The sequence below is a fragment of the Streptomyces sp. NPDC054794 genome, from assembly GCF_053611585.1.
This window is the reverse complement of sequence record NZ_JBSHAQ010000028.1, coordinates 1-25,329: the sequence shown is the minus strand read 5'-3', so window position 1 is coordinate 25,329 and position 25,329 is coordinate 1. Positions and strand designations below refer to the sequence as shown.

Below are 25,329 nucleotides of genomic sequence, written 5' to 3'. Positions count from 1 at the left end.
CTTCCCGCCGGGCACACCTCCACCCTGCCTCACGTGCGCGGACATCACCCAGTCCACGCTTCTGCGTACGTCCGCCGGTCCTACCACCGGCGGGGTCAGGCTCCCCTGCGTACGACCATGAATACTGGAGGTATGGAAGAACTGCCCGAATCCGCCCCCGCCCGGCCGCTGGACCGGCGTGCCGAACTCAGCGAGTTCCTGCGCACCCGGCGGGCCCGGCTGAAGCCAGAGGACGTGGGGCTGCCGGACTTCGGGCGGCACCGCCGGGTGCCCGGGCTGCGTCGCGAGGAGCTGGCGCAGCTGGCCGGGGTGTCCGTGGCGTACTACACGCGGCTGGAGCAGGGCAACGGGCGGAACGTGTCGGTGGAGGTGCTGGACTCGATCGCGCGGGCGCTGCGGCTGACGGACGCCGAGCACGCGCATCTCACCCACCTCGCCAAGGGCAAGCAGCACAAGCGGAAGGCGTCGGCGCGGCCGCAGCAGGTGCGCGGCTCGCTGCGGCAGCTGCTGGACATGATGGACGGCGTGCCCGCGTACGTGGTGGGGCGGCGGGCGGAGATCCTGGCGTGGAACCGGATGGCCGCGGCGCTCTTCGGTGACTGGGAGCAGCTGCCGGTCGCGGAGCGCAACTGGGCGCGGCTGGTGTTCCTGCATCCCGACTACCACGATCTCTTCGTCGACTGGGAGCAGAAGGCGATCGACATCGTCTGCGCCCTGCGGATGGACGCCGGCTGCTATCCCGACGACCCGCGCCTGTCCGCGCTCGTCGGGGAGCTCTCCGTGAAGAGCGCGGACTTCCGGCGGCTGTGGGCGACGCACGACGTCAAGGAGAAGTCCCACGGGGTCAAGCGGCTGCACCATCCGCTGGTGGGCGAGCTGTCCCTGAACTTCGAGTCGTTCCGTCTGCCGGACGACAGCGACCAGTCCCTGCTCACCTACCACGCGGAACCGGGCTCGCCGTCGGCCGACGGTCTGCGGCTGCTGGCCAGCTGGGGCAGGGACGCGGCGCGGGTCGTGCCCTCGGCCTGAGGCCACGGCCGCGGCCCCGCCGTCCGGCTCACCCCTGGTACGGCGGCGCGGCCCCCCAGTTCCACTTCGGTACCGGCTGCTCGGCCGGCGGCTTCGCGTCCGGGCCGGAGAAGTACACGGCAAGGCGCGTGCCCCACTCCACGTACGCCAGGAAGGCCGACCGGAACTCGGCGTCCGTCGGCAGACCGGCCTCGTCCGCCGCGTCCTGGACGAGGTTGACCCAGCGCCGCCGCTGGGGCTCGGTGATGTGCTTGCCGAAGTGCTTGGCGACCATGTGTCCGTGACCGCCCTGGGTCTCGGAGTACCGGGCGGGCCCACCGAAGACCTCGCCGAGCCACAGGGCCACATGGGCGGCGTGCTCGGCGGCCAGACCGGCGAAGAGCGGGGCCAGGAGGTCGTCCTTGAGGACCTTGTCGTAGAAGACCTCGGTCAGCCGGGCGAAGGCGTCCGCGCCGCCCGCCCAGGCGTAGAGGCTGGGGCCGGCCGAGCCCGTGCCGTGGACCGGGGTCGGCGCGTAGTGGCGCATCTCCTCGATGTTCTCGACGTAGGGGCGGATCTCGGCGAGGAACGGTGGGAAGTGCTCCGAGGTGCGGAAGCCCTCCAGGTGGTCCCGCGTCGAGGTCCAGGTGATGCGCAGGACGTAGTGTTCGGCGTCCTCCTCGCAGCGCGTCAGCTCGTAGTCGACGCACTGCGGCGCCGCCGCCAGCCGGGCGGCGGCACGGGTGTAGGCAGCCAGGAACTCGGCCGACCGCTGCTCGGGGATCTGATACCGGATGTATTCGACCGTGTGAGCCGTCATGCCCGCACACAAACACGAACGGCCCACCGGAAGCTGCTCTTCCGGTGGGCCGTTCGCTGTCGGCCTACTCAGGCACTACGCCTCACTTGCCGTAGTACGCGTTGTAGATCGAGATCGTCGACTTGTTGCCCTTCTTGTCGGCGATCTTGGCGTGGAAGGAGATGGCCTTGCCCTTGGCCGGGTTCTTGACGGTGATCTTGCCGTTGCGGACCTCGACCTTCTTCCAGGTCTGGCCGTAGTCGTACGACACGTACACCGCCAGCGACTTCAGGTTGCGGCCGGCGGCCGAGCCCTCGACGGTGACCGGGAAGGTGACCGACTTGTCGGCCTCGACGCGGCTGTCCAGGCCGGTGTTGGCGTTGAAGCGGACCGTGGAGGCGGCGAGCTTGACCGGGCTGGTGCCGGACGGCTTCTTCGAGTGGAAGGTGAAGCTCGCGTCGATCCGCGTGGAGGCGGCCGCGACCTTGACCGTGCGCTTGACCGAGGTGGTCAGCTTGTACTCGGCGTCACCGGCCGGGACCTTGAAGGTCTCGTCGCCGATCAGCGGGTCCTTGTTGGAGCCGACCTTGGTCCCGTTGCGGTACAGGGTCGTGTTCACCGAGGTGTAGTCCGACGAGCCGACGTTCTGGCGGCCGTCGGCGTACAGCGGCAGCAGGCCGGAGATCTCGTTGCCGTCGCGGTACAGACCGAAGGTGGAGTTCAGGTGCGGGCCGAAGACCGCGGTGTTGACCGTCTTGTCGTAGGTCTTGCCCGCGCTGTAGGCCTGGCTGCCCACCGAGTAGAAGGCCTCGGCGATCGGGAAGCCGTCCGGGTCGACCCCGCCGTCCTGCTCGAAGTCGAACTCCCACTTCACGCCGCCCTGCGCCGACAGGTGCAGGGTGCGGGTGGCGGGGAGGGACTGCTGGATGCTGATCGAGGAGGCACCGCTGCTCCGGGGCAGCCAGCCGACCGCGCCGAGCGAGCCCTTCTTGTTGCTGGCGGCGGCACCCAGGTGGGCCTTCACCGTGGCCAGGTCGGCGGCCTTGTAGTGCTTGGTGTAACCGGTGGCGAGCTGCTTGACGTTGCCGCCGACGACGGTGGCGTACTCCTCGTTGTCACCCTTGGTCCAGTGCCCGTCCCACTGCTGGTAGAGCGAACCGTCGGTGATCTGCGGACCGAGGCCCGCGGTGTGGAAGTTCTCGTACGAGTCCAGGAACCAGCCGAAGCCGTACGAGCCGTCGCCCACCGAGATGTCGAACTCCGGCGAGGCGAACGCCGACTTGGCGGCCGCGTCTGGGACGGTGATGTCCACCGGCTTGGCCTTGCTCGCGTCCAGCGTGATCGTCGTGTTCTTGGTGACGGTCAGCTTCGGCTGCGCGATCCAGTCGATGCCCTTGGTGGCGTCCTTCGGGTCCACGAAGAACGCGGAGTTGAGGATGTACGTGCCCTTGGGCGCGCGCACCTTCACCGTGCCGGAGGCGTCGTAGGGCGCGTAGCCCTTGCCGCCGGCCAGGCCCGCGACGCCGGTCAGGTCGGCGTTGTAGTTCGGCGTCGGTTTCCCGTCCCGCCCGATGAACTTCAGCGTGACGTCGTACGACTCGACCTCGCGCTGCACCGCGGCGGCCGTGCGGACACTCTGGCCGCCGCCGGTCGCGGTCACGTAGGCGGAGTAGGCGCCGTCGAGGGTGCCGCCCAGCTTGGTGTTGACGGTGAGGTCGACGGTGGCCTTGCCGTGGGCCGGGACGGTGACCTTCGTCGCGCCCAGCTTGAAGAAGCCCGCCGGTGCCGCCTGGCCCTTGGGGTTGCTGCCCGTGGCGGACAGGTCGAGCGTGACGTCCTTGTCACCGAGGTTGCGGTAGGAGACCTGCTTGGTGACCGGCTTGTCGTCGGTGTGCGGCCACTGCTGCACACCGAAGCTCACCGAGACCGGGTCGGCGATCACGCTCTGCTTGATGGCCTTGTCGACCTGGATCCGGCCCGAACCCTGCTGGAACGGCGAGTACTTGCCGTCCTTCGCGGAGCCGGTCAGGGCGGCCTTCAGCTCGGCGTAGCCCCAGTCGGGGTGCTCCTGCTTCAGGATCGCGGCGGCGCCCGCGACGTGCGGCGTGGCCATCGACGTACCGGAGATGGTCAGGTAGCCCTCGGGCTTCTCACCGACCTCCTTGTCGATGACGCTGCCCTTGGCCGCGGCGGCGGTGATGTCCACGCCGGGCGCGGTGACGTCCGGCTTGATGGCACCGTCGCCGACGCGCGGGCCGGTCGAGGAGAAGCCGGCCAGCTTGTCCTTCTTGTCGACGGCGCCGACGGTGATCGCGGCGTCCGCGCTGCCCGGCGAACCGATCGACTCGGGGCCCTCGTTGCCCGCGGCGATCGCGAACAGGATGCCCTTGTCGGCGGAGAGCTTGTTGACCTCGGCCTCGAGCGGGTCGATCTCCGGAGTGTCGTAACCGCCCAGGCTCAGGTTGATGACGGAGGCGCCCTGCTGGGCCGCCCACTCCATACCGGCGATGATGCCGGAGTCGTCGCCGGAGCCGGTGTCGTCGAGGACCTTGCCGTTGAGGATCTTCGCGTCGGGCGCGACACCCTTGTACTTGCCGCCCGACTTGGCGCCGGTGCCCGCCACGATGGACGCGACGTGCGTGCCGTGGCCGAAGTGGTCGGTGGCGTCGGCGGCGCCCGAGAAGTTCTTGGCCTCGATCACCTGGTCCTTGAGGTCCGGGTGCGTCGCGTCGACACCCGTGTCCAGGACGGCGATCTTCACACCCTTGCCGGTGTAGCCGGCCGCCCACGCCTTGGGGGCGCCGATCTGCGGCACGGACTTGTCGAGGCTGGCCTTGCGGACGCCGTCGAGCCAGACGTGCGCGATGCCGGAGGCGGCCTTGTCGCCGTTGGTGACCGCGTCCCACAGCTCGGGCGTGTCCTTGACCGGGGTCTGCACCGCGTCCGCGTTCAGCGCCCTCAGGCTGCGGCGCAGGGTGCCCGCGTCCCGGACGTCGGCCTTGGTCGCCGTGGCGGCGCCGCTGTAGCCGACGATGACCTTCAGGCCCTTCTTCAGGGACTTGCGGGTGGCGGCCTTGTTCAGCTCGGTGACGTCGAACAGCCGCCGGTCCAGCTTGCCGACGGCGACCAGGCGGGCCGCGTCGGAGGGGATGACGAGGGTGTGCCCGTCGACCTTGCGGACCTCGAAGGGTATGTGCTCGCGCCCCTTGGCCCGCTCCAGGCCGACGACGCGGCCCTTGCCGTCGACGGCGACCCGGTCGCCGGTGATCAGGGTGATGCGGTGCTTCGCGGTGAGGGCCGAGGCGGCGACGGTGGCGCGCTGCTCGGGCTTCGCCGACGCCGGGGTGGTCATTCCTGCGGCGAGGGCGACGGCTGCGGCCGTGGCCACTGTGGCCGCGGCCGCATTCTTCACTTGTCTGCGCAAAACTCCCCCTGGAGATGGAGTGCCGGGCGAATTTCCCCGTTCACCCGGCCGGGGGCAGCTTCGTACGCATGAGCGTCGACCCCCCGGACTTGGCAGTATGCCGGGGGGTGATCTGACGGCTCAATAGATGAGAGGAGGGTGTGAAAGCGCTACCGCGAACTGTTACGCGCCGGGTGGAACACCGTTACGAAACCGAGAAGTTGAGCGCCGCAATTCGGTGTGCCGCGCCCTCAGGCGCCCGCGTTCTCTCTCACGGTGATCTTCCCCTTGCGGATCGTGGCCAGCCGCTGGGCCTTCTTCGCGATCGCGGAGTCGTGGGTGACCATGACGAAGGTCAGCCCGTGTTCCTTCCACATGCGTTCGAGTACGTCCATGATCTCGTCGCGCATGCCCTCGTCGAGGTTGCCGGTGGGCTCGTCGGCGAGCAGCACCTTCGGCTTCTTGACCAGCGCACGGGCGATGGCCACGCGCTGCTGCTGGCCGCCGGACAGCTCGGAGGGCAGATGCCCCAGCCGCTCCCCCAGCCCGACCGACTCCAGCGCCTCGGCGGCCTGTTCGCGCCGGTCCCGCGCCTTCACACCGAGCGGTACGAGAGCGGTTTCCACGTTCTCCTGCGCGGTGAGCGTGGGGATCAGGTTGAAGGACTGGAAGACGAAGCCGATGTTCTCGCTGCGCACTCGGGTCAGCCGGGCCTCGGGAAGCCTGGCCAAGTCGGTGCCGTCCAGGACGACTTCGCCGGAGGTGGGGCGGTCCAGGCCGCCGAGCATTTGCAGCAGCGTGGATTTGCCGCCGCCGGTGGGGCCCTGGATGACCAGGCGGTCGCCGTCCCCGATGGTGAGGTCTATGCCGTCGAGGGCGTGAACGGTCTCCTTGCCCTTGGTGTAGCGCTTGGTCACGTTTCTGAGGTCGTACATGGTGGCTCCTGAGATCGTCTTTGGCTGCGGGGCGGCGGGGGTGCAACGGCCGGTCCCGCCGAGAGGCTGGGCTACTCCACGCGCCGCAGGGCGTCCGCCGGGCGCAGCCTCGACGCCCGCCAACCGCCGAACGCGCCCGCGATCAGGCCGCCCGCCACCGCGAGCCCCACCGCCAACACGATCGTGGTGACGCTCACCGGGGCCGTGAGGGCGACCTCCAGCGTCTTGGCCGTGCGGCCGGGACCGCCGGGGAAACCGCCACCACCGCCCGGGCCGCCGCCGAAGCCCCCGCCACCACCACCGGCGCCGCCCCCGAGCTGGGCCTGCAGGCTGGGGCTGATCGCGGTGACCGCGTACGCGCCGGCCAGGCCGAGGGCGATGCCGAGGGCGCCGCCGACCAGGCCGTTGACGACGGCCTCGCCGACCACCTGGCGGGTCACCCGGCCCGACTTCCAGCCGAGCGCCTTGAGCGTGCCGAACTCGCGCACGCGGCGGGAGACGGCCGAGGAGGTGAGCAGGCCGGCGACCAGGAACGCGGCCACGAGCACCGCGATGGACAGCCACTTGCCGACGTTGGTGGCGAGGGAGGAGGCCGTGGACAGGGAGCCGGAGACGGTGTCCGCGAGGTCGGCGGAGGTGGTGACCGTCGTACCCGAGACGTTCTTCTGGATCGCCGACTTGACGCTGCCGATCCGCTGCGAGTCGGTCGCCTTGACGTAGATCGTGGTGACCTTGTTCTTCGAGTCGCTGAGCGTCTGCGCCTGCTTGAGCGGGATGTACAGGTTGGCCGCCGCGTCACCGCTGTCGGCGGTGGCGATGCCGATCACCTCGAACTTGACGCCCTTGACGGTGACGGTGGAGCCGACCTCGTACTTCTTCTCCTTGGCGTAGGCGGAGTCGGCGACGACGACCTTGGCATCGGTCTCCGTCGTCCTGAAGGTACGGCCGCTGGTGATCTTCGAGGAGGTCAGCGGGCCGAGGGCCGGCTTGGTGACGTCGGTGCCGTAGACGGAGTAGTTGTTGACGTCGAAGTCGGCGCCGCCGCCCAGCACTTCGCCCGGCGGCTGAGCGGTCGCGCCGGGGCCGCCGCGCTGGGCGTTGCCCTCGCCCTTCTGCTGGAACTGGCCCCGCTTGAACTGGCCGCTGACCTTGATGACCTGCAGGCTCAACCCGCCGACCGCGTCCGAGACGCCGGACTGCGCGCCGACCTCGCTCACCGCCGAGGTGGACAGCGTCTGGAAGCCCTGCACCATGACGCGGTCGCTGCTCTGGTTGGAGTCGTCGTCGTTGCCCCGCGCGTCGAACTGGAAGCGAGGACGCTGGGCGGCGCCACTGGAGGCGGACGCCGCCTTGGTGACGGTCATGTCCGTCCCGAGGCCGTAGAGCGACTGCAGGACCTTGTCCTGTGCCTTCCCCATGCCGTTGGACACGGAGTTGACCACGATGACCAGCGCGATGCCCAGCGCGAGGCCGGAGGCGACGACGAGGGCCGCCTTTCTGCGGCGGCGCAGTTCGCGCCTCAGGTAGGTGAAGAACATGGCCCGCAAGCTAGGGACGCACCCTGATGACTCGATAAGGCCCCAATAAGAGAACGATGAGAAGGCTGTGGCCGACCCCGGAAGGGGCTCGGAAGGGGCTCGGAAACGCCGATGCCGCCCCTCACCGGGGGCGGCATCGGTCAGCTGTGGGAGGGCTGTGTCAGACGGCCGAACCGGCCTTCCACTGCGCCCAGTCCATGTTCCAGCCGTTGAAGCCGTTGTCCGGGGCGACGGTCTTGTCGCCGGTGTTCTTCACGACGACCACGTCACCGACGATCGAGTGGTTGTACATCCACGCGGCGGGCGTGTTGGGGTCGTTCGCGCCCTTGGTGTCGGACAGGCCCACACAGCCGTGGCTGGTGTTGACGCTGCCGAAGACGGACTTGGCGCCCCAGTAGTTGCCGTGCAGGAAGGTGCCGGAGCTGGTCAGGCGGATGGCGTGCGGCACGTCCTTGATGTCGTACTCGCCCTTGCCGTCGTCGTCGGTGAAGCCCACGGTCGCGCCGTTCATGCGCGTCTCCTTGAACTTCTCCGACATCACCATGACGCCCTGGTACGTCTTGTTCTCGGGCGATCCGGCGGAGATCGGGATGGTCTTGATGGTCTTGCCGTCCTGCGTGACCTTCATCTGCTTGGTCTGCGCGTCGACGTAGGAGACCTGGTTGCGGCCGATGTGGAAGGTGACCGTCTTCTGCTGCACGCCGTAGACGCCGGCGGCACCCTGGACGCCGTCGAGGGCGAGCTTCAGCGTGACGGTGGAGTTCTCCTGCCAGTACGCCTCGGGGCGGAAGTCGATGCGGTTCGCGTTGAACCAGTGGCCGACGACCTCCTGGCCGCTGCTGGAGGTGACCGTGATGCCCTTCTGGACCGCGGCCTTGTTGGTGATCGCCTTGTCGAAGTTGATCGACACGGGCATGCCCACGCCGACGGTGGAACCGTCCTCCGGCGTGAAGTTGCCTATGAAGCTGTTGGACGGCGAGACCGTGGTGAAGGTGGCGTTCTCGTGGGCCACGAGGCCCGCGGAGTCCTTGGCCTCCGCGGCGACCTTGTAGGTGGTCGACCGCTCCAGTTGGGCGCTGGGCTTCCAGCTCGTCTTGTCGGCGGACAGGGCGCCGGCGACGGCCTTTCCGTCGGCCGTGGTCATGGACACGCTGGTGAGGGTGCCCTTGGCGACCCTGACGGCGGCCGAGTTGTTGATGGAGGCGCTGTTCGAGCCGTCCTTGGGCGTGATCGTGATCTGGGCCTCGGACGACTTCTTGGCCGCCGCCTCGTCCGCCTTGGCCTGCGAGGTGTCGTCGCTGCCGGTGGCCTTGGCGTCGTCGCCACCGGAACACGCCGTCAGTGCCAGCAGACCGCCGAGCAGTGCGGACGCGGCCATCAGACCCCTGCGCCGCTTACTGTCCGTCATCACACGCTTCTCCATCGTTGCCGAATCCGCAAAAACCCCGAGAGCCCCCGTCGAAAACCTCAACGCTACGGCCGCCTCTTCCCGTTCCACATTCTTCGGATGTGTGGGACACACCACGTCCGCCGGGGCGGGTGGTGCGGAGGACGGTCCGTGCGCCCCCTGAGACGACGTGACCCCGGACGGCGGTTGCCGTCCGGGATCACGGTTTCCCCAAGACGCTCAGCCGATGCCGTCTTCTTCGTCGTCGCCTTCGACATCTTCCCCGTCGAGGTCCCAGTCCGGCGAGTCCGGGTCGTAGTCGACCCGTTCACTGGACCAGGAGGCCTGCTGGAGCTCAACCCCGGGCACCTCGCTGACCAGGTCGAACGGATCCACGAGGTACGCCACGGCCTCGGCAGTGTCTTCCGTCACAGCGTTCTCGGCGTGGGCCCGTTCGTCGTCCGGCATCTCGGCGTCGCCCGCGATGTGCGCGAGCGCCCGCTTGGTGAGGGCGTCGGCGTCCTCCACTTCGAGGACCAGCTCCACCCGAAGGCGTACAAAACGTGAAGTCTCTGGAGTGCTCATGCCCGGAGCGTACGGCCGAAACCTCCCGTGACTTTCCTGTGACCCGCGCCTTTCACTAACATCGCCCCACACGGCCAATTCGCCAGCGTCACAAGGGGATCGATATTCCGTGTCATCCGCTCGCCGCTCGTTGCTGACCGCCACCGCCGCGGGCACCCTGCTCGGTGCCCTGTGGTTCGTCCCGTCCGCCAACGCGACGCAGGCCGACGGGTCCAGAGAGGCCACCTCGGTGACCTCCACGACGCAGGTCACGCAGCAGGCCAGAGCGCTGTCGGAGGCGGCGCAGGAGGCCGCGTCCGACACCGCCGACGGCACCGAGCTGGCCGACACCGGAAGCTTCGACACCACGCCGTACGTCGTCGCGGGCACGCTCTTCCTCGGCGTGGGCGCCGGTTTCGTGGTGTATTCGGTACGTCGGGAACGCCTCGGATTTTAATTCGACTTGACGTTTCTTTGACCGGCATCTCATAGTCCGCTCATGAAGAGATCATCGGGCGTACGGCTGTGCGCCACCGCGGCAGTGAGCGTGCTGTCGCTCGCCCTCATCACGGGCTGCTCCGACGGGGGTTCGAAGGACTCCGGCGACGCCAAGGACGGCAAGGGCTCCGGCTCGTCCTCGGCCGCGAAGGCGCGCACCGCCGCCGAGCTGGACAAGTTGATCCTCGCTCAGGGCGAGGCGGCCGGCTACAAGGTCGAGCCGGTGGACAAGGCCGCCCCGGCCAAGAGCGCGATCACGGCGGACAAGGAGCAGTGCAAGCCGCTGCTCTACGTCATGAGCGGCCACGCGCCGGCCGACGCGGCGGCGGAGACCAACCGCACGGTCTCGGAGAACAAGAAGGACCCGACGGACAAGGCGACGTCCATGGACGACCTGGCCGACGGCAAGTTCGAGGACACGCTCAAGGCCTCGATGGACCTGGACGTCAGCCTGGTGTCCCTGTCCTCCTACGACGGGGACGGCGCGGAGAAGGCGCTCAAGTCGGTCTCCGACGCGGTCAAGGCCTGCGCGGGCGGCTTCACGGGCGGCTCGGGCAGCGACAAGGAGAAGTTCACCAAGGTCACCGAGGAGAAGTCCTCGGGCACGGGTGACGCGTCGGTGGCCTTCGCCACGACCGGCGACATGGACGGCGACACGGCTCCGGTGCACGCCGAGGTCGTACGGCACGGCAACACCCTCGCGGCGTACTACACGATGAACATCGGCGCGATGATGGCCCACAAGGACTACGCGGTGCCGGCCGCGGTCATCAAGGCCCAGGCGGCCAAGCTGAAGTGACGTGCCGAAGGCCCCGCGCGACCGCGGGGCCTTCGGTGTTCGGTGTTCGTCCCCCTACTGGAGAGGTCCGGTGACCGACTCCGCGGCGGCGACCAGACCGCCGTGGCGCACGAAGGCGTCGGCGGCGGCGAGGTCCGGCGCCAGGAACCGGTCCGGCCCCGGGCCCTGCACCCCCGCGGCCCGTACGGCCTCGATGACGGCCCGCGAGGCGGGCGCCGGGGTGAGACCCTCGCGCAACTCGATGGCGCGGGTGGCGGCGTACAGCTCGACGGCGATGATCCGGGTGAGGTTGTCGACGGCGGTGCGCAGCTTGCGCGCGGCCGACCAGCCCATGGACACGTGGTCCTCCTGCATGGCGGAGGAGGGGATCGAGTCCGCGGAGGCCGGTACGGCGAGCCGCTTCATCTCGCTCACCAGGGCGGCCTGGGTGTACTGGGCGATCATGAGCCCGGAGTCGACACCGGCGTCGTCCGCGAGGAACGGCGGCAGGCCGTGGCTGCGGTTCTTGTCGAGCAGCCGGTCGGTGCGGCGCTCGGCGATGGAGCCGAGGTCGGCGGCGGCGATGGCGACGAAGTCGAGGACGTAGGCGACCGGGGCGCCGTGGAAGTTGCCGTTGGACTCGACGCGGCCGTCGGGCAGGACCACGGGGTTGTCGACGGCGGAGGCGAGTTCCCGCTCCGCCACCAGGCGGGCGTGGGCGAGGGTGTCCCGTCCGGCGCCGGCCACCTGCGGGGCGCAGCGCACGGAGTAGGCGTCCTGGACGCGGGGCGCGTCGTCCTGGTGGTGCCCGGTGAGCTGCGAACCCTTCAGCACGGCCAGCATGTTGGCGGCCGACGCGCCCTGGCCCGGGTGCGGGCGGATGGCGTGCAGTTCGGGGGCGAGCACCTTGTCCGTGCCGAGCAGCGCCTCCAGGCTGAGGGCCGCGGTGATGTCGGCGGACTTGTAGAGGGCGTCGAGATCGGCGAGGGCCATGATCAGCATGCCGAGCATGCCGTCGGTGCCGTTGAGGAGGGCGAGGCCCTCCTTCTCGCGCAGCTCGACGGGGGCGATGCCGTGCTCGGCGAGGAGCTCGCCGGCGGGGCGGACGGTTCCGTCCGGGCCCTCGGCGTCGCCCTCTCCCATGAGGGTGAGCGCACAGTGCGACAGGGGGGCGAGGTCACCGGAGCAGCCGAGGGAGCCGTACTCGTGGACGACCGGGGTGATCCCGGCGTTCAGCACGTCGGCCATGGTCTGGGCGACCTCGGGACGCACGCCCGTGTGCCCGGAGCAGACCGTCTTGAGCCGCAGGAACATCAGAGCCCGGACGACCTCCCGCTCCACGCGCGGGCCCATGCCGGCGGCGTGCGAGCGGACGATGTTGCGCTGCAGCTGCGCGCGCAGTTCCTGGCTGATGTGCCGGGTCGCCAGGGCACCGAAGCCGGTGCTGACGCCGTAGACCGGCTCCGGCTTGGCCGCCAGCGCGTCCACGATCTCGCGGGCCGCCGCGAGGGCCGCCACCGCCTCCGTCGACAGCTCGATCCGGGCGCCGCCGCGCGCCACGGCGAGAACGTCGGACGCCGTGACACCGGACGTCCCCACCACCACAGTGTGCATATCCATATTCAGGAGCGTACGCATTGAATGCGGGGATGTCACTAGTGGAGTGCGGGAGAGCCCCTTACCCGGCTTCGCCGCCCGGCAGGCGCCCGCGGAAGCTGCGCCGCTCGGCCCGGGCGGGCGGCGGCGCGTCCGCCAGCCGTACGACCGGATCGTCGGGACCCTCGCGGCCGGCGACGACCGGCTTGTCGGCCCGGACGGCCTTCGCCCGGTACTGGGCGGCGTCGGCCAGGCGGAACAGACGGCGGGCCGAGCGGACCGGACCGATGGGGTCCTCGGTGCAGGCGACCCCGCAGGCCACCCCCTCGCCCAGTTCCAACTCCGCTGCCCTGCGGCACAGTTCGTCGGCCGCCTTGACCACCTCGTCGGCCGGCGCCCCCACCGCCAGCAGACAGAACTCGTCCCCGCCCAGGCGGGCCGCGAGGGCCCCGGGCAGCATCGCCCCGCACAGCGACAGCACCGAGCCGAAGCGTTCCAGGAGACGGTCGCCTACGGCGTGCCCCTGGGTGTCGTTGACCCGCTTGAGCCCGTTGAGATCACAGACGACCAGGCCGACCGCGACACCCTCCTGACGGTGCCGCTCGATCGCCTCGTCGAGACGTACGTCGACCGCGCGCCTGTTGGCCAGTCCGGTCAGGGCGTCGGTGTACGCGAGCCGACGGGCCTCCTCCACCTGCTCGGTCTGCGCGATCCCGGCGGCGGCGACGGCCGCGAGCACGGTGGCGAAGTCGGCGTCGGACCGGTCGAAGACGGGGACGCCGAGCGCGCGGGCCACGTACAACTCGCCCCAGGCACGGCCGTTGAGGACGATCGGCGCGACCACGCAACAGCCGCGCCCGCGACGGCGCAGGGCGGCCACGCGCTGGTGGGTGTAGCCGGGGCGGCCGGCGGCGAGCCCCTCGGCGGTCTCCACCCAGGCGTTGGGGCCGCCGCCGAGCGCCCACCGCTCGTGCAGGAACTCGGTGATCTCCGGGAACTGGTGCACGGGGTAGGCCTCGCCGTCCGGGAACTCCTCCTCGTCCGGGGCGCGCTCCCCCACGTTCACCAGGACCCGCAACCGGCCGAGCTCCCGCTCCCACGCCGACAGCGCGGCGAAGCTCCCGTCCAGTGCGCGGCACGCGCCGAGTGCCGCGGCGCGCCATGACTCCCGCGGGGTGTGCGCCGCCGCCATCCCCTGTGCCAGCGCCACCACGGCGGCGAGCCGCTCGTCCTCACCCATCACTCCAGGTTAGGGACGTTTGGTATGAACGGGGACATTGGTGTGCCGATCAGGTGGACCGCACTTCGCGTTCGCTGTCGCGGTCACTCCCCGGGCCACTCCGGCTTCCGCTTCTCGTTGAACGCCGCGACGCCCTCCGCCCGGTCCCCGGAGAACGCCACCGACCGCCAGGCCGCGTCCTCGACCTCCAGCCCGGCCCGCAGATCCAGGCCGTGCCCCAGGCGCAGCGCACGCTTCGCCGCGCGCAGGCCGACCGGGGAGTTGCCGGCGATCCGGGCGGCCAGGGCCAGCGCCTCGTCCCGGTCCCCGCCCTCCGCCACCAGCTGGTCCACCAGGCCCAGCTCACGCGCCTCGGCAGCCTCCACCCGCCGCGCCGAGAAGATCAGCTCGGCCGCGCGGGCCGCGCCGACCCGGCGGGGCAGCAGCTGCGTACCGCCGCCGCCCGGGATCACACCGACGGACACCTCGGGCAGGCCGACGACCGCCGTGCGGTCGGCCACGATCAGGTCGCAGGAGAGCGCCAACTCGAAGCCGCCGCCCAGCGCGAAGCCGTGCACGGCGGCGATCGTCGGCATCGGGAGGTCCAGTACGCCGGTGTACGCGCCCCGCGCGAGGGGTCGCTGCCGTACCAGCTCGGCGTCCGTGAAGGAGTTCCGCTCCTTCAGGTCGGCGCCGACGCAGAACGCCCGCTCGTGCGACGAGGTCAGCACCACGACGCGGGCGTCGCGGTCGGCGGCCAGCGCGGCGCACGCCTGAGCGATGGACCCGGCCATCTGCGTCGACACGGCGTTCATGGCCTTCGGCCGGTCCAGTACGAGCTCCGCGACATGGTCGTGCCGCCGCACCAGCACGAACTCCCCGAACCGCTCCTCGCTCATGACACCCTCCGGTCGACGCGTTAACGCGGGTTAACTTCCTGACGCCCCGATCATCGCAGCCGCGCCCTGTCGGGGAAAGGCCCGGCCCGATACCCCGTTCGAGTGACATCCCGCCCCACACCCACCACACCGCCCACGAGAGCGCATAACGTGCGCTCCGCCTCGGCGCATCGGGGGGGGGGCGCACGGCGGGGAGGGATGACCATGGCGAACACAAAGCCGACCGACACGGAGTCGGTTGTGGGTGGGCCCGTGGGGACGGGCGCGGGACGGACGGGGGCGGGGGACGCCGAGGCGTCGGCGTCCAAGCCTGCCGGTACGGGGGTGTCCGGTGTGTCCGGTACTCAGGCGCCCGGTATCGGCCTGATGGGCGCGGGGCTTGCCTGCACGAAGGCGACGACCGCGGGACCGGTACACGCCGAGGGGGCGGCGGGGAAGGCGGTTGGTGGCGGGGCGCCCGGTGGGGGGCCGGTGGGCGCGGGGCCTGCCAGCACGGGGCCGGTGCACGTCGAGAGGCTGGCGACCAAGGCGGCCGGTGCCGGGGCGCCCGGTGGGGGGCCGGTGAGCGCGAGGCCTGCGAGCGCCGGACCGGTGCGCGTCGTGAAGCCGGCGACCAAGGTGGTCGGTGCCGGGGCACCCAGTGCGAAGCCGACGAGCGCAGGGGCGGTGCACGCCGAAGCGTCAGCGGCGAAGGCGGCCAGTGCAGAGGCGTCCAAGGCGGGGGCCGGCGGTGCGAAGGTCGCCGTTGCCGACGCGGCGGATGGTGCAGGGGCGGATGCGCACGCCACAGATGGCGACGTCGCGGGCGTCGACGGGGCGAGTGCCACCGGAGCGGAAGTCCACGCAAGCGGCGGCGACGAGGCGAGCGCCGCCACGGCGGGCCGCAATGCCGCAGGCACCGGTACCGCGGGAGCCACCCGAGCCGAAGCCCACGCGACCGACAACAACAAGGCAAGCACCACCACGGCAGAAGCCGCCACGGCGGGCCGCAACGCCGCAGGCACCGATGCCGCGGGAACCACCCGAGCCGAAGCCCACGCGACCGACAACAACAAGGCAAGCACCACCACGGCAGAAGCCGCCACGGCGGGCTCCGGTGCCGCCGGGGCGGAAGGCCGCACGACCGACAGCGGCAAGGCGAGCGCCTCCACGGCGGAAGCCGGCGCGGTGGGCTCCGGTGCCGCGCAGACCGTCACCGGTGATGTGGTTGGTGAAACGTTCAGGGGCGCTGATGCGGCCGGGGGTTGGCGGGGGCTGCGGCGGGGGCGGCATCGTCGGCCTCGGCCTCGGAGGGTCGTGTTGGCCGCCGGGGGGCTTGCTCTGGCTGCCGGTGTGCTCAGCCTCGTGAGGATGGCGCCCGACTCCAGGGTCGGGGCGCCGGGCACGGCCGAGGCCGAACCGCGGCTGGATGCGGGCGGCGGCGACGGGCGGTCGGCCGACGCCGGCGCGAGCACGGGGGCCCCGACGGCGCTGCCTTCGGTCACCGCCGTCATGGGCGGGGTGAGCGGCACGCCCGCCTCGACCACGCCCGCGGCTCTCCCGACAGACCTACCCTCGACGATCCCGACCACCGTGCCCCGTACGACCGAAGCTCCGACCGCGCCCCGCGTCACGGCGACGCCCACGGCGACCGCCACGCACCCCGTGCCCAGCGCGACGGCCTCCGCGCCGGAGCCCGCCCCGAGCCACTCCACGGCGGCCCCGGCGCCCCCGCCGAACCTCCCGGGAGGCATATGCCTGCCCATCATCGGGCTCTGCGTCGACCCGCTCCGGCGGGACTAGGCCTCGGCGTCGCGTCGGGTCAGGAGCCAGGGCTCGACCACGCCGAGGCCACGGACCGGCCGCTGCCACATCGGCTGGAGTGCGAAGCGGTACGTCGGCGGCTCCTCGCCCTCCTTCTCCGCGGCGGCCGCGGCCTCCGCCGCCTCCGCCTCCGAGGCGGGCGCCTCGCCGCTGCGGATGAGCTCCTCGGCGAAGTCGCTGTCGACGAGGACGGCGTCGCGCGGCGCTATCGAGGTGAGCCGGGAGGCGAGGTTCACGGTCGTACCGAAGACATCGCCCATTCGGGTGGTCACCGTGCCGAACGCCATCCCGACCCGCAGCTCCGGCATCGTCTCGTCGTTCGCCATCGTCTCGACCAGCCGCAGCGCGATGTCCGCCGCCGTGCCCGCGTCGTCGGCGGCGTACAGCACCTCGTCGCCCAGCGTCTTGATGAGCCGGCCGCCGCGCGCGGCGACCAGGTCGGCGGCGGTGGTCTCGAAGGCCTCGACGAGTTCCCCGAGCTCCTCCTCCTCCATCCGCCGGGTCAGCCGCGTGAACCCGACGAGGTCGGCGAAGCCGACCGCGAGCCGCCGGTCCACCATCTCCTCGTCGTCCGCGCCCTGCACGACCCGCCCGGCGGAGGCGGCGAGCTGGCGGCGCCAGACGTAGACGAGGAACTCCTCCAGTTCGGGCAGGAGCAGCTCGACGATCGGGTACGTCACCTCGGTGCGGGTCATGCCCGGCTCCGGCGGCTCGGTCAGCCCCTCCAGGAAGGAGTCGATCTGCCATTCGGCCAGACGGGCGGTGGTCTGCCCGGTGGACCGGGCCACCTGTACGGCCATCGCCTCGCTCAGCAGGCCCGCCTCCACCAGACCGGCGAGACGGCGCAGCGCGAGGACGTCGGCCTCCGTGAGGGCTTTGGCCTGCCCTATGTCGGCGAAGCCCATGGCCCGCCAGAAGCGGGAGGCCAGCTCCATGGAGACCCCGGCGCTGCGGGCCGCCTGAAAGGGCGTGTAGCGGCGCTCGGCGCCCAGGATGAGCTGTTCGAGACGCAGGGCGAGCGGGTCCTCGCCGGAGTCGGCGGCGTGGGGGTCCACGCGGCCGTCCGCGCCCGCGCCGGAGCCCGTGTCGTCGACGGTCACGCCTGCTGCCCTTCCGATCTGCCACGGTCAGGTACGACCGGCCTCAACTCTACGGCAGGTGTGCGCCAGCTCACTCCGTCAGGTGGGGCCGGTGATCAGGTGTCCGGCACCGGTGCGGCGGGCCGGAGCCGGGTCGTCCGCTCGGCGGACCCCGGGCGCGCTCACGCGGGCCTCAAGTGCACGATGTCCCCGGCCCCCACCGGCTCCTGCACGCCCTCCTTGGTGGCGATGACCAGGCGTCCGTCGCCGTCGATCGCCACCGCCTCGCCGGTGATCGCCCGGTCGCCCGGCAGCTCCGCCCGCACGACCCGGCCGAGCGTCGCGCAGCCCGCCGCGTACGTCTCCTGGAGGCCGCTGGCCGCCGGGTCGCCCCCGGCCGCGCGCCAGCGCCCGTACCACTCCTCCAGGGACCGCAGCATCGCCCGCAGCAGCGGGTCCCGGTCGGTGCTCACGGCGCCGGCCAGGGCCAGCGAGCCCGCCTGGGGCACCGGCAGTTCGTCCGCGCGGAGCGTGACGTTGATGCCGACGCCGACCACGACCCCGTCGTCGCCGGCCCGCTCGGCCAGGATGCCGCCGGCCTTGCGCTCCTCGTCACCGACGGTCACCAGCAGGTCGTTGGGCCACTTGAGTGCCGTGTCGACGCCGGCCGCCCGGGACAGGCCGGTCGCCACCGCCACGCCCGTGAGCAGCGGGAGCCAGCCCCAGCGGGAGACCGGGACGTCGGCCGGCCGCAGCAGCACCGAGAAGAAGAGGCCCGAGCGGGGCGGGGCGGTCCACTGGCGGTCCAGCCGGCCCCGCCCCGCCGTCTGTTCCTCCGCCACCAGGACCGCGCCCTCGTCGGCGTTCCCCGTCTCCGCGAGGGCCACCAGCTCGGAGTTGGTGGAACCGGTCCGCGGCACCACCCGAAGGTCGCGGTAGAACCCGCCCTCGCGCAGCACCCCGCGCCGCAGCGCCTCGGCGTTGAGGGGCGGACGGTCCAGGTCGGACCACGGGTTGTCGTTCGCGTCTGATGCATCTCGCGGCGTCATGCAAGCCACCCTAGGTGTGGTAAACGCCGCACTGCCGATTGATGGGGCCACCACTACGCTACGGATGAGTAACCGTCCCCCCTTTTGAGCAGGCAGGGAGCCGCATCCCGATGTCCGAGCCGGAAGAGCGCCACGAGATCGACATTCACACGACCGCGGGCAAGCTCGCGGATCTCCAGCGCCGCATCCAGGAAGCGACGCACGCCGGCTCGGCACGCGCCGTCGAAAAGCAGCACTCCAAGGGCAAGTTGACGGCGCGTGAGCGGATCGACCTGCTGCTCGACGAGGACTCGTTCGTCGAGCTCGACGAGTTCGCCCGGCACCGCTCCACCAACTTCGGTCTGGAGAAGAACCGCCCGTACGGCGACGGGGTCGTCACCGGGTACGGGACCGTCGACGGGCGTCCCGTGGCCGTGTTCTCGCAGGACTTCACCGTCTTCGGCGGTGCGCTCGGCGAGGTCTACGGGCAGAAGATCGTCAAGGTCATGGACTTCGCGCTGAAGACCGGTTGCCCGGTCATCGGCATCAACGACTCGGGCGGCGCCCGCATCCAGGAGGGTGTGGCCTCGCTCGGCGCGTACGGCGAGATCTTCCGCCGCAACACCCACGCCTCCGGCGTCATTCCGCAGATCAGCCTGGTCGTCGGCCCCTGCGCGGGCGGCGCGGTCTACTCCCCGGCCATCACCGACTTCACGGTCATGGTCGACCAGACCTCGCACATGTTCATCACCGGCCCGGACGTCATCAAGACCGTCACCGGCGAGGACGTCGGCTTCGAGGAGCTGGGCGGCGCGCGGACCCACAACTCCGTCTCCGGCGTGGCGCACCACATGGCCGGTGACGAGAAGGACGCCATCGAGTACGTCAAGCAGCTGCTGTCGTACCTGCCGTCCAACAACCTCAGCGAGGCCCCGGTCTTCCCGGAGGAGGCGGACCTCACCGTCACCGACGAGGACCGCGAGCTGGACACGCTGGTGCCGGACAGCGCCAACCAGCCGTACGACATCCACACGGTGATCGAACACGTCCTGGACGACGCCGAGTTCTTCGAGACGCAGCCGCTGTTCGCGCCGAACATCGTCACCGGCTTCGGGCGGGTGGAGGGTCACCCGGTCGGGATCGTCGCCAACCAGCCGATGCAGTTCGCCGGCTGCCTGGACATCAAGGCGAGCGAGAAGGCGGCCCGCTTCGTGCGGACCTGCGACGCCTTCAACGTCCCGGTGATCACCTTCGTCGACGTGCCGGGCTTCCTGCCCGGTGTCGACCAGGAGCACGACGGCATCATCCGGCGCGGCGCCAAGCTGATCTACGCGTACGCCGAGGCGACCGTCCCGCTCATCACGGTGATCACCCGCAAGGCCTTCGGCGGGGCGTACGACGTCATGGGCTCCAAGCACCTGGGCGCCGACCTCAACCTGGCCTGGCCCACGGCCCAGATCGCGGTCATGGGCGCGCAGGGCGCCGTCAACATCCTGCACCGCCGGACCATTGCCGAGTCGGAGGACGTCGAGGGCACCCGGGCGCGGGTCATCCAGGAGTACGAGGACACGCTCCTCAATCCCTACATCGCGGCCGAGCGCGGCTACATCGACTCGGTGATCATGCCCTCCGACACCCGTGGCCACATCGTGCGCGGGCTGCGTCAGCTGCGGACGAAGCGGGAATCCCTGCCTCCGAAGAAGCACGGCAACATCCCCCTCTAGCCCTGTGTCGATCGTTTGGGAGGCGTCATGACCATCAGGGTCGTACGGGGCAATCCGACCCCCGAGGAGCTGGCCGCCGCACTTGCGGTGGTCCGAGCCCGCGCCGCGGCGGCGTCCGCCGTGCCGTCCGGCGCACCCGGCCCCCGTGACTCGTGGGCGGACCCGTCCCGGATCGCGGGCCACCACCTGCCGAAGCCGGGTCCGGCGGCGTGGACCCGCACGTACTGGCCGAGCTAGCGACAACGGCCGCGGGCGACCGCGTTCGTCGGTACAACCGGGGGGCCGATTTGAGTACCCGTACTCAGGCCAGGCCCCCCGGCCCGGCGGCACGCTGGGGGAATGCTGTGGTCAGACCCTGAGAACGAGCCGCCCGAAGAAATGCGCGACATGCAGAACATGCTGCGGCGGCTCGGTCTCCTCATGGCTCTGGCCATGGTCCTGGCGATGATCGTCATCGGCCTGAGGTGAGCGTGGCGGCACCACGTGGCTAACCTGACCGCATGACTGCCAATCCGCCCAGGCGACTCGTGCTCGCCTCACAGTCCCCCGCCCGGCTCGGACTGCTCCGGCAGGCCGGGCTCGACCCCGAGGTGATCGTCAGCGGCGTCGACGAGGACGCGGTCAGCGCGCCCACCCCCGCCGAGCTGGCACTGGCCCTGGCCGAGGCGAAGGCCTCCGTGGTGGCGGCGCGGCCGGAGGTGTACGGCGCGCTGGTGATCGGCTGCGACTCGGTGCTGGAGCTCGACGGCCAGGCGCTGGGCAAGCCCGCGGACGCGGAGGAGGCCACCGCCCGCTGGAAGTCGATGCGCGGGCGGGCGGGGACGCTCCAGACGGGGCACTGCATCTGGGACACGGTGGCCAAGCGGTACGTGTCCGGGACCGCCTCGACCGTGGTCCGGTTCGGCGAGCCCACCGACGCGGAGATCGCCGCCTACGTCGCCTCCGGCGAACCGCTCTACGTCGCCGGCGCGTTCACCCTCGACGGCCGCTCGGCCCCGTTCATCGAGGGCATCGACGGCGACCACGGCAACGTGATCGGCATCAGCCTCCCCCTCGTCCGCCGCCTCCTGTCCGAACTGGGCGTAGACATCACGGACTTGTGGACCCAGCCGACCAGGTAGCCGCGCCGCCGGCCGAGGGGACCACGCAAACTTGACGGCCGGCCCCCGAACGGCTGCATGGCCTGTCAGGACCGCCACAGCAACGCCCCGGCGCCTCGGTGGGTTGCGGGCGCCCCTCGGAAGGTTGTGGGCGCCCCGGAGCGGTGACAGGTCGGGCCTCATGGAGATGTGGGCGAGGCCTACGCGGCGATGACCGACACATCCCTCACGCACCCTCACAAAGTCATGCGGCTCGCCCCGGCGAAGACCGGCGCGCCCCTCACGGGCTGCCGGCGCCTCCGCAGTCACGCTGAGGCCCTCCCCGAACAGCCCTGCGGGACACCACAGCGCCCCTCAGGAACGATGCGGGCCCCGCCGGGGCGAGGACAGGCCAGCTCCCTCACGGAGTCACGAAGCCGCGAGGGCCGCCCCCAGCGGAGAAGGCACGGCTGTGTCAGGGCCGCCGCCCTGAGGGGCGCCCCAACGGTGATCGGAGCGCCCCGCAGAACGTGCTGGGCACCACCGAAGCGATGACGCGGCAACATCCTCAGGAGTGCCGGGGGGCCGACACAACGAACGTCGCGGGCACCGCCGGAGCGATACTGCGCAGCACCCGCGCTGAGTCGCGAGAGCAGCCTCAGCAATCACGGGCGCGGCTCCTCTCCCACCCCTGCGGACCTTCCGAGCGGAAACGGCACGGTCCTCGGCGAGTCGCCAGGGCCAGGGCCAGGGCCGCCACAGCAAATACCGGCGCGCCCCCTCCGCGACCCGTGGGTGCCGCCCCAGCGAAAACCGACGCGACCCCCACAAAACGCCAGGGCCGCCCACAGCACGGCAGCCCCTGCGGGACGCCACCGGCGACGACCGGAGCGCCCCTCCCGGGCGTTGCAGGCGCCGCCGGAGCGACAGCCGGGCAGCCGGTGGGCCCCCTCGCGGAACCGGCGGAGCCGTCCGGCTCGGGTCCGTCCCGGTTCTTGTGGGCCGTCCCAGTGAAGATCGGCGTGGCCCTTGCGGAGTCGTCGGGGCCGCCACCGGGCTTGCCGGTGCTGCCGACTCGCCCGAGCGGGGGTGCGGTCCTCAGAGGGGCGTCGTGGCCGGGACTGCCGCCGTCAGGGCCGGGACGTCGTCCTGGGGCTCCTCGGCCTCGTTCTGAGGCTTCTTCGGGCCGCTGTCGGGCTGTGCGGCGGTCTCGGGCTCCGGGGTGGTCCCCTCGGCGTCGGGGGTCTTCGCGGACTCCGGCGTGTCGCCGCCCACGGGACCCGCGCCGGGGGCCGTCCGAGCCTCGCCCTCCTCGCGGTCGTACGTCATCAGGAGCAGTACGACGAGGCCCAGCACGATCACCATGAACAGGAACGCCCGCCACCCGACCAGGCCCCACACGAACGCGCCCAGCAGGCCGTGCACCACCGCCACGCTGATCAGCAGGACGCGGCCGAAACCGGCCGGCGCCCGGTTCCGTATCGCCACGAGCAGCGCGACCAGGCCGCACAGCGCGAAGTAGAGACCGAAGACCACTCCCCCGATCTTCGACGACAGCGACATCACGTCCGGGTCGAGGCCGGCGAGGGACATGTCCTGGCGGTCGACCACCACCCCCATGAACCAGTTCAGTGCCGCGATGCCGAGCCCCTCCACGAAGAGGACGACCGCCACGACCCACGCCACCGGTCTGCGCACCACCGGCCCCCACCCACTTTCGACCTCAGCCCGAGTCGGCTGCTGTTACCTGAAGTACGTTCGAGACATCGCGAACGCTACTAACGGGTAAACCCCGGGACAAGGGTCCGGTCGCAGGCAAAGAATCGTTGGGCCATTCGTAGGGACTCAACAAAGAAACGGAGTGGGGCGCGGCACGCTCTCACAGAGACCTTGACCACATCACAGGGCTAGGGTTGCCCGGAAGAGTCCTGCGTACCGAGGTGCGACAAGGGCTTTCGCGGGTCGAGCGAGCCTCGAATCACGCTCCGTGTGGGCAAGCTCACCATTGGGGACGGGTCGAAGTGCCGTGTCGGCAGTCCCTAAACTCGGCTTGTTTCAAGGAGGGAGCCTCAATCGTGCGCAAGGTGCTCATCGCCAACCGTGGCGAAATCGCTGTCCGCGTGGCCCGGGCCTGTCGGGACGCCGGGATCGCGAGCGTGGCCGTCTACGCCGACCCGGACCGGGACGCTCTGCATGTCCGCGCCGCGGATGAGGCGTTCGCCCTGGGTGGTGACACCCCGGCCACCAGTTACCTGGACATCGAAAAGGTACTGAACGCCGCGCGCGAGTCCGGCGCGGACGCCATCCATCCCGGGTACGGCTTCCTCTCTGAGAATGCCGACTTCGCCCAGGCGGTGCTGGACGCGGGTCTGATCTGGATCGGCCCGCCGCCGCAGGCCATCCGCGACCTGGGTGACAAGGTGGCGGCCCGTCACATCGCGCAGCGCGCCGGTGCCCCGCTGGTCGCCGGTACGCCCGACCCGGTGAGCGGCGCCGACGAGGTCGTCGCCTTCGCCGAGGAGAACGGGCTGCCGATCGCCATCAAGGCCGCCTTCGGTGGCGGTGGCCGTGGTCTGAAGGTCGCTCGGACCCTCGAAGAGGTGCCGGAGCTGTACGAGTCCGCGGTGCGCGAGGCGGTCGCCGCCTTCGGTCGCGGCGAGTGCTTCGTGGAGCGCTACCTGGACAAGCCGCGGCACGTGGAGACCCAGTGCCTGGCCGACCAGCACGGCAACGTGGTCGTCGTGTCGACGCGTGACTGCTCGCTCCAGCGCCGCCACCAGAAGCTGGTCGAGGAGGCCCCGGCGCCGTTCCTGTCCGAGGCCCAGGTCGCCGAGCTGTACTCGTCCTCGAAGGCCATCCTGAAGGAGGCCGGCTACGTCGGCGCCGGCACGGTGGAGTTCCTGGTCGGCAACGACGGCACGATCTCCTTCCTGGAGGTCAACACCCGGCTCCAGGTCGAGCACCCGGTGACCGAGGAGGTCGCCGGCATCGACCTGGTGCGCGAGATGTTCCGCATCGCCGACGGCGAGGCGCTCGGCTACGACGACCCGCAGCTGCGCGGTCACTCGTTCGAGTTCCGGATCAACGGCGAGGACCCGGGCCGCAACTTCCTCCCGGCGCCCGGCACGGTCACCCGTTTCGACCCGCCGTCGGGTCCGGGCGTCCGCCTGGACGCGGGCGTGGAGTCCGGCTCGGTCATCGGCCCGGCCTGGGACTCGCTGCTGGCGAAGCTGATCGTCACCGGCCGCACCCGCAAGGAGGCCCTGGAGCGGGCCGCCCGCGCGCTGGAGGAGTTCCAGGTGGAGGGCATGGCCACGGCCATCCCGTTCCACCGCGCGGTGGTGAAGGACCTGGCGTTCGCGCCGGAGCTGGAGGGCTCGCAGGAGCCGTTCAAGGTCCACACCCGCTGGATCGAGACCGAGTTCGTCAACGAGATCAAGCCCTTCGCCGCCCCGGCCGACGCCGAGGCGGAGGAGGACACCAGCCGTGAGACGGTCGTCGTCGAGGTCGGCGGCAAGCGTCTTGAGGTCTCCCTCCCGGCGTCGCTCGGCATGACCCTGGCCCGCACGGGCCTGGCGGCCGGTGCCAAGCCGAAGCGCCGCGCGGCCAAGAAGTCCGGCCCCGTCGCCTCCGGCGACACCCTCGCCTCCCCGATGCAGGGCACGATCGTCAAGGTCGCCGTCGAGGAGGGCCAGGAGGTCCAGGAGGGCGACCTGGTCGTCGTCCTGGAGGCCATGAAGATGGAGCAGCCGCTGAACGCGCACAAGGCCGGCACCATCAAGGGCCTCGTCGCCGAGGTCGGCGCGTCCCTCACGTCCGGTGCGGCGATCTGCGAGATCAAGGACTGACCCACCACCAGAGGTGTCGAGGCGCCCCGCGCGACCGGAGATCCGGGGCGCGGGGGGCCGCGGTTCCCACGCCGGACCGCCACCGGCGACCGGCGCCCGACGGGCAACCACGCCCACGGTAATAAGCCCCCCAGGGCCAACGGG

Annotated in this window: 20 protein-coding genes and 1 pseudogene; 9 read left to right on the top strand and 12 right to left on the bottom strand. The window is 71.1% G+C overall.

Annotation, left to right across the window (positions count from 1 at the left end):
* The first annotated feature begins 132 nt into the window (after window positions 1–132).
* The gene (locus tag ACWGKT_RS27335) at window positions 133–1,029 is read left to right on the top strand and encodes a helix-turn-helix domain-containing protein (RefSeq protein WP_356143361.1); all 897 of its coding nucleotides are present in this window, start codon (window positions 133–135) and stop codon (window positions 1,027–1,029) included.
* Between the two features lie 28 nt (window positions 1,030–1,057).
* Here the strand turns inward: ACWGKT_RS27335 and ACWGKT_RS27330 are convergent, their stop codons facing one another.
* The 6 genes from ACWGKT_RS27330 to ACWGKT_RS27305 form a co-directional block, all read right to left on the bottom strand.
* Window positions 1,058–1,828: a group II truncated hemoglobin gene (locus tag ACWGKT_RS27330; protein WP_356143363.1), complete on the bottom strand. Its 771-nt coding sequence runs from the start codon at window positions 1,826–1,828 to the stop codon at window positions 1,058–1,060.
* An 82-nt stretch (window positions 1,829–1,910) separates the two neighbouring features.
* Window positions 1,911–5,219: a S8 family peptidase gene (locus ACWGKT_RS27325; RefSeq protein ID WP_453275794.1), complete on the bottom strand. Its 3,309-nt coding sequence runs from the start codon at window positions 5,217–5,219 to the stop codon at window positions 1,911–1,913.
* Window positions 5,220–5,461: 242 nt separating this feature from the next.
* Complete coding sequence (locus ACWGKT_RS27320; protein WP_453275793.1) at window positions 5,462–6,145, bottom strand: ABC transporter ATP-binding protein; 684 nt, start codon at window positions 6,143–6,145, stop codon at window positions 5,462–5,464.
* A gap of 71 nt (window positions 6,146–6,216) precedes the next feature.
* Window positions 6,217–7,683, bottom strand: a complete 1,467-nt coding sequence (locus tag ACWGKT_RS27315; protein WP_453275792.1) for an ABC transporter permease — start codon at window positions 7,681–7,683, stop codon at window positions 6,217–6,219.
* A 160-nt stretch (window positions 7,684–7,843) separates the two neighbouring features.
* Window positions 7,844–9,106, bottom strand: a complete 1,263-nt coding sequence (locus ACWGKT_RS27310; protein WP_453275791.1) for a L,D-transpeptidase — start codon at window positions 9,104–9,106, stop codon at window positions 7,844–7,846.
* Between the two features lie 204 nt (window positions 9,107–9,310).
* The gene (locus tag ACWGKT_RS27305) at window positions 9,311–9,655 is read right to left on the bottom strand and encodes a hypothetical protein (RefSeq protein WP_235455590.1); all 345 of its coding nucleotides are present in this window, start codon (window positions 9,653–9,655) and stop codon (window positions 9,311–9,313) included.
* Between the two features lie 109 nt (window positions 9,656–9,764).
* On the opposite strand from ACWGKT_RS27305, the gene ACWGKT_RS27300 reads away from it, so the two are divergent.
* Both ACWGKT_RS27300 and ACWGKT_RS27295 read left to right on the top strand, forming a co-directional pair.
* Entirely contained in the window at window positions 9,765–10,091 is a 327-nt protein-coding gene (locus ACWGKT_RS27300) for an LPXTG cell wall anchor domain-containing protein (RefSeq protein ID WP_453275790.1), read from the top strand.
* Window positions 10,092–10,133: 42 nt separating this feature from the next.
* Window positions 10,134–10,931 carry a hypothetical protein gene (locus ACWGKT_RS27295; protein ID WP_356143376.1) on the top strand — a complete coding sequence of 266 codons (798 nt, stop codon included), beginning with the start codon at window positions 10,134–10,136 and terminating at the stop codon, window positions 10,929–10,931.
* Between the two features lie 54 nt (window positions 10,932–10,985).
* Here the strand turns inward: ACWGKT_RS27295 and hutH are convergent, their stop codons facing one another.
* The 3 genes from hutH to ACWGKT_RS27280 all read right to left on the bottom strand — a co-directional run bounded on the left by hutH (window position 10,986) and on the right by ACWGKT_RS27280 (window position 14,624).
* On the bottom strand, window positions 10,986–12,524 hold the full coding sequence (gene hutH, locus ACWGKT_RS27290; protein ID WP_356143456.1) for a histidine ammonia-lyase: 1,539 nt from the start codon (window positions 12,522–12,524) through the stop codon (window positions 10,986–10,988).
* A 64-nt stretch (window positions 12,525–12,588) separates the two neighbouring features.
* Complete coding sequence (locus tag ACWGKT_RS27285) at window positions 12,589–13,746, bottom strand: diguanylate cyclase domain-containing protein (protein WP_453275789.1); 1,158 nt, start codon at window positions 13,744–13,746, stop codon at window positions 12,589–12,591.
* Between the two features lie 83 nt (window positions 13,747–13,829).
* Window positions 13,830–14,624, bottom strand: a complete 795-nt coding sequence (locus ACWGKT_RS27280; protein WP_453275788.1) for an enoyl-CoA hydratase/isomerase family protein — start codon at window positions 14,622–14,624, stop codon at window positions 13,830–13,832.
* A gap of 591 nt (window positions 14,625–15,215) precedes the next feature.
* On the opposite strand from ACWGKT_RS27280, the gene ACWGKT_RS27275 reads away from it, so the two are divergent.
* A complete protein-coding gene (locus ACWGKT_RS27275) occupies window positions 15,216–16,406 on the top strand; it encodes a hypothetical protein (protein WP_453275787.1) in 1,191 nt (396 codons plus the stop codon).
* On the opposite strand, the gene ACWGKT_RS27270 is transcribed toward ACWGKT_RS27275, so the two are convergent.
* Together ACWGKT_RS27270 and ACWGKT_RS27265 are read right to left on the bottom strand one after the other, a co-directional pair.
* Window positions 16,403–17,527, bottom strand: coding sequence for an adenylate/guanylate cyclase domain-containing protein (locus tag ACWGKT_RS27270; RefSeq protein WP_453275786.1), 1,125 nt, complete (start codon window positions 17,525–17,527; stop codon window positions 16,403–16,405). The genes ACWGKT_RS27275 and ACWGKT_RS27270 overlap by 4 nt on opposite strands.
* Before the next feature lie 161 nt (window positions 17,528–17,688).
* Complete coding sequence (locus tag ACWGKT_RS27265; RefSeq protein WP_453275785.1) at window positions 17,689–18,555, bottom strand: biotin--[acetyl-CoA-carboxylase] ligase; 867 nt, start codon at window positions 18,553–18,555, stop codon at window positions 17,689–17,691.
* Window positions 18,556–18,665: 110 nt separating this feature from the next.
* Here ACWGKT_RS27265 and ACWGKT_RS27260 point away from each other — a divergent pair, with 110 nt between their 5' ends.
* The 4 genes from ACWGKT_RS27260 to ACWGKT_RS27245 all read left to right on the top strand — a co-directional run bounded on the left by ACWGKT_RS27260 (window position 18,666) and on the right by ACWGKT_RS27245 (window position 21,379).
* Window positions 18,666–20,258 (top strand): acyl-CoA carboxylase subunit beta, encoded by a 1,593-nt coding sequence (locus tag ACWGKT_RS27260; protein ID WP_356143387.1) that lies wholly within the window; start codon window positions 18,666–18,668, stop codon window positions 20,256–20,258.
* 27 nt (window positions 20,259–20,285) lie between these two features.
* The gene (locus ACWGKT_RS27255; RefSeq protein WP_235459813.1) at window positions 20,286–20,495 is read left to right on the top strand and encodes an acyl-CoA carboxylase epsilon subunit; all 210 of its coding nucleotides are present in this window, start codon (window positions 20,286–20,288) and stop codon (window positions 20,493–20,495) included.
* Window positions 20,496–20,597: 102 nt separating this feature from the next.
* The gene (gene mmpB / locus ACWGKT_RS27250; RefSeq protein WP_268835669.1) at window positions 20,598–20,726 is read left to right on the top strand and encodes a morphogenic membrane protein MmpB; all 129 of its coding nucleotides are present in this window, start codon (window positions 20,598–20,600) and stop codon (window positions 20,724–20,726) included.
* 32 nt (window positions 20,727–20,758) lie between these two features.
* The gene (locus ACWGKT_RS27245; RefSeq protein WP_453275784.1) at window positions 20,759–21,379 is read left to right on the top strand and encodes a Maf family protein; all 621 of its coding nucleotides are present in this window, start codon (window positions 20,759–20,761) and stop codon (window positions 21,377–21,379) included.
* Window positions 21,380–22,555: 1,176 nt separating this feature from the next.
* On the opposite strand, the pseudogene ACWGKT_RS27240 reads toward ACWGKT_RS27245, so the two are convergent.
* Window positions 22,556–23,038 (bottom strand): annotated as a pseudogene (locus tag ACWGKT_RS27240) (hypothetical protein); the annotation flags it as partial.
* A gap of 374 nt (window positions 23,039–23,412) precedes the next feature.
* On the opposite strand from ACWGKT_RS27240, the gene ACWGKT_RS27235 reads away from it, so the two are divergent.
* Complete coding sequence (locus ACWGKT_RS27235; protein WP_356143393.1) at window positions 23,413–25,185, top strand: acetyl/propionyl/methylcrotonyl-CoA carboxylase subunit alpha; 1,773 nt, start codon at window positions 23,413–23,415, stop codon at window positions 25,183–25,185.
* Window positions 25,186–25,329: the final 144 nt, after the last annotated feature.

Coding starts and splice junctions, on each gene's coding strand:
- mmpB (WP_268835669.1), top strand. CDS start 20,598: ATGCTGTGGTCAGACCCTGAGAACGAGCCGCCCGAAGAAATGCGCGAC.
- ACWGKT_RS27260 (WP_356143387.1), top strand. CDS start 18,666: ATGTCCGAGCCGGAAGAGCGCCACGAGATCGACATTCACACGACCGCG.
- ACWGKT_RS27315 (WP_453275792.1), bottom strand. CDS start 7,683: ATGTTCTTCACCTACCTGAGGCGCGAACTGCGCCGCCGCAGAAAGGCG.
- ACWGKT_RS27330 (WP_356143363.1), bottom strand. CDS start 1,828: ATGACGGCTCACACGGTCGAATACATCCGGTATCAGATCCCCGAGCAG.
- ACWGKT_RS27265 (WP_453275785.1), bottom strand. CDS start 18,555: ATGACGCCGCGAGATGCATCAGACGCGAACGACAACCCGTGGTCCGAC.
- ACWGKT_RS27255 (WP_235459813.1), top strand. CDS start 20,286: ATGACCATCAGGGTCGTACGGGGCAATCCGACCCCCGAGGAGCTGGCC.
- ACWGKT_RS27335 (WP_356143361.1), top strand. CDS start 133: ATGGAAGAACTGCCCGAATCCGCCCCCGCCCGGCCGCTGGACCGGCGT.
- hutH (WP_356143456.1), bottom strand. CDS start 12,524: ATGCACACTGTGGTGGTGGGGACGTCCGGTGTCACGGCGTCCGACGTT.
- ACWGKT_RS27285 (WP_453275789.1), bottom strand. CDS start 13,746: ATGGGTGAGGACGAGCGGCTCGCCGCCGTGGTGGCGCTGGCACAGGGG.
- ACWGKT_RS27305 (WP_235455590.1), bottom strand. CDS start 9,655: ATGAGCACTCCAGAGACTTCACGTTTTGTACGCCTTCGGGTGGAGCTG.
- ACWGKT_RS27320 (WP_453275793.1), bottom strand. CDS start 6,145: ATGTACGACCTCAGAAACGTGACCAAGCGCTACACCAAGGGCAAGGAG.
- ACWGKT_RS27310 (WP_453275791.1), bottom strand. CDS start 9,106: ATGGAGAAGCGTGTGATGACGGACAGTAAGCGGCGCAGGGGTCTGATG.
- ACWGKT_RS27280 (WP_453275788.1), bottom strand. CDS start 14,624: ATGAGCGAGGAGCGGTTCGGGGAGTTCGTGCTGGTGCGGCGGCACGAC.
- ACWGKT_RS27295 (WP_356143376.1), top strand. CDS start 10,134: ATGAAGAGATCATCGGGCGTACGGCTGTGCGCCACCGCGGCAGTGAGC.
- ACWGKT_RS27245 (WP_453275784.1), top strand. CDS start 20,759: ATGACTGCCAATCCGCCCAGGCGACTCGTGCTCGCCTCACAGTCCCCC.